This window comes from Xanthomonas sp. GPE 39, from assembly GCF_000963005.1.
Taxonomy (GTDB): Bacteria; Pseudomonadota; Gammaproteobacteria; order Xanthomonadales; family Xanthomonadaceae; genus Xanthomonas_A.
Window position 1 is genome coordinate 2833773 of record NZ_JZHZ01000007.1, and the last position, 2748, is coordinate 2836520.

Genomic DNA, 2748 nt, shown 5'->3' on the forward strand with positions numbered 1-2748 from the left:
CGGATAGGAGCGTGCTGGCTTCATCCGCTTACGATAGCCGCGAAAGCCTCAAGTTCATAACACGCTCTAGGGAGTAAAGAGGTATGCGCGAGATTTCCAGCTCTGAGACATTGGAAGTATTCGGCGGATTCGGCTATGGTGACGTTGGAGCCATTGGCGGAAGTATACTTGGCGCAGCAGAAGGTGCAGAGGAAGGAGCAATTATCGGCGCAGGCATCGGCGGACCTATCGGCGCTGCAATCGGAGGAATGATCGGCGGAGTTATAGGTTATGGGATATTTAAAGTTGCCGACTAAATTTAAGGACTAGCTTTAACGGCTAGCCCTTCAAGGCTAGCCGCCCCTCAGGAAATTTCATGAATAAAATCAAAAGCATGGGCTGGCGCATACAGACCGCTGACCGTTATAAACTAGCTTTCTATATCAGCCTGTTACTTGTTGGAATTACGACACTGCTGTTCCTTCCTGAACATAACAGCTTCCGCGGGGCATCTATAGGCTGCTGCATCGGACTAATCACGCATCTTCGCATGACATGGATTTCCAGCATCCAAATTGGATCCGAATCATTAAAGCGCACGAAAGAGATCATTCAAAAAACCGGATATTCTCAAGCCAAGCATAATATCTGGGTTCCACGGCTACATAGATTACTTAGATTTGATGCTCAAAACATCATTTTCGAAGAAACCAAATCCGGGGTAATTGTGACTGGACCAGCTTACATGTTGAGGAAGATTACAAAATCAATAAACGACATAGCGCCAGAAATCAGTCAAAATGATTAATCGCCCAAAGCGATAGGCACTTAGTCTCTCAAATACTTAGAGCTCCCCGATACCTACTGGCATCACTGCTCGACATGAAAATTCAAAACGTGAAATTCGACACGCTCTTGTTGCTTGACACCCGCAAATTTAATGTTTATTAATGATTGCGAAGGGGCATATGTTGGTGCACTAAGACCCCCCTCCAAAACTACTCTTAAACGTTTCGAAGGATCGATCGTCGCATGTTTGAATCCCTCTCCACGCTATTGCTTGACGGCCTTCTCCTGGCCCTGCCGATCATCGGCATCGTCCGGCTTCGTGGCGTCCGACTCAATTGGGCGACACTAGCCGCCATTCTCGTGGCTATGACGAGCACACGCTGCATCCAGGCAATCGCCGGACTACCAGAGCAAGCGTTACCGATCCTATGCGTGGCGTTGATCGGCGCATTCACTCTGCTCGCGCTGGTGGTATCCGCTCGCCATGCAACCAGCCGCACGGGTCGAGAGAACACCCCATGACCCTGTTCCGCCAGGAAGTGCTGCAAGCACGCCGCAACAGTTGGCTGGGCGGCATCTCCTTGGCGCAGCCCGTGCGGGTATGGGTACTTGCCAGCGCCGCCGTCATCGTGGCGGCATCCGTCGTGGTCTTCTTGTGCATGGGCACCTACGCCCACCGCTCCACGGTGACCGGGCAACTGGTGCCGATCAAGGGCCTGGCCACGGTGATGGCGCCGGCCACCGGCGTCGTGAGCCGGCTGGAGGTCAGCGAAGGGCAACGGGTCAAGGCCGGGCAGATGCTCGGCGTGGTCACGGTTCCGCGCGCGACCCTGGGCAGCGGCGACACGGAAGCGGCACTGCAACACCAATTGCGTCAGCGCGGCGAAGGCTTGAAATCGTCCGAGCAAGCGCAGTTGCAGCAATTGGATGCGCAAGAGCAGGGCTTGCATGCGCAGTTGGCCAATCTGCGCCAGGAATTGGTGCAGGTGGACGCAGAAATCGCCACCCGTCGCAACCAAATCGCCCTTGCCAATGAGGTGTTGCAACGCTGGCGCCAATTGCAGGACGACAAATACGTCAGCGTGCTGCAAATCAAACAGCAGGAATCCAGCGCGCTGGAATACACCAGCCAGATGCAGGCCTTGCAGCGGCAGGCGACAGAGATGCGACGCAGCGCAGCGCAGATCGAACAGCAACTGCGTGTGTTGCCGGGACAGCGCGGGGGCGTGCAGGCCGACTATCGACGGGATGCGGCGGCAGTGGAGCAGGAACAGGTGCAAACCCAGGTCAATGGCGCCTTGGTGGTGACGGCGCCCGTGGCAGGCGTGGTGGCCACACAGATGGCAAAGCAGGGACAAGCAATCCAGCTCGGGCAGCCCCTGCTGAGCGTGGTGCCGGGCGATGGACGCCTGGAAGCCGAATTACTGGTCCCCAGCCGCGCCATCGGCTTTATCGCGCCTGGGGATACCGTGCTGCTGCGCTATCAAGCCTTCCCGTATCAGAAGTTTGGTCACCAGCAAGGCCGCCTGAGCCGGATCAGCCGCAGTGCGCTGAGTTCGAGTGAGTTGGGTGCGTTGATCGGCAATGTCCAGCAGGGGGAGCCGTATTACCGGGTCACCGTTGCGCTGGGGCGGCAAAGTGTCATGGCCTACGGCAAGCCCGAAATGCTCAAGCCGGGAATGCTGTTGCAGGCCGACATCATCGGCGAGCGGAGAAAGTTGATTGAATGGGTATTTGAACCCTTATTGTCGCTTGGGAGGTGATTGGTTTGGATATGAAAATTTTCTCAAAAGAATTGCGATTCAGAACTGAATTCATCGATTCATTTTTGGGGAAAACCCAAAATCCCGTGACGCAGGGGTGCTGCGTCGACTTAGAGCGTGTTATGAACTTTGGATTAGAGACGTGGCATTTCCAAGCATGAGCATTGAGAAGACGACGAAGTGGAGTCCAGCCAGGGTTTCCGGAAGACGTTCGTAA

At 55.2% G+C, this 2748-nt stretch carries 4 protein-coding genes; all 4 read left to right on the top strand.

Annotated features, from left to right (window positions below; genetic code table 11):
* The first annotated feature begins 83 nt into the window (after window positions 1–83).
* The 4 genes from XALGPE39_RS15280 (at window position 84) to XALGPE39_RS11860 (ending at window position 2531) form a co-directional block, all read left to right on the top strand.
* Complete coding sequence (locus XALGPE39_RS15280) at window positions 84–296, top strand: hypothetical protein (protein ID WP_082061898.1); 213 nt, start codon at window positions 84–86, stop codon at window positions 294–296.
* Window positions 297–355: 59 nt separating this feature from the next.
* Complete coding sequence (locus XALGPE39_RS15760) at window positions 356–787, top strand: hypothetical protein (RefSeq protein ID WP_152624896.1); 432 nt, start codon at window positions 356–358, stop codon at window positions 785–787.
* A 224-nt stretch (window positions 788–1011) separates the two neighbouring features.
* Complete coding sequence (locus tag XALGPE39_RS11855) at window positions 1012–1290, top strand: hypothetical protein (protein WP_045728363.1); 279 nt, start codon at window positions 1012–1014, stop codon at window positions 1288–1290.
* A complete protein-coding gene (locus tag XALGPE39_RS11860; RefSeq protein WP_045728364.1) occupies window positions 1287–2531 on the top strand; it encodes an HlyD family efflux transporter periplasmic adaptor subunit in 1245 nt (414 codons plus the stop codon). The genes XALGPE39_RS11855 and XALGPE39_RS11860 overlap by 4 nt, the downstream gene beginning before the upstream one ends.
* Window positions 2532–2748: the final 217 nt, after the last annotated feature.

Coding starts and splice junctions, on each gene's coding strand:
- XALGPE39_RS15760 (WP_152624896.1), top strand. CDS start 356: ATGAATAAAATCAAAAGCATGGGCTGGCGCATACAGACCGCTGACCGT.
- XALGPE39_RS11855 (WP_045728363.1), top strand. CDS start 1,012: ATGTTTGAATCCCTCTCCACGCTATTGCTTGACGGCCTTCTCCTGGCC.
- XALGPE39_RS11860 (WP_045728364.1), top strand. CDS start 1,287: ATGACCCTGTTCCGCCAGGAAGTGCTGCAAGCACGCCGCAACAGTTGG.
- XALGPE39_RS15280 (WP_082061898.1), top strand. CDS start 84: ATGCGCGAGATTTCCAGCTCTGAGACATTGGAAGTATTCGGCGGATTC.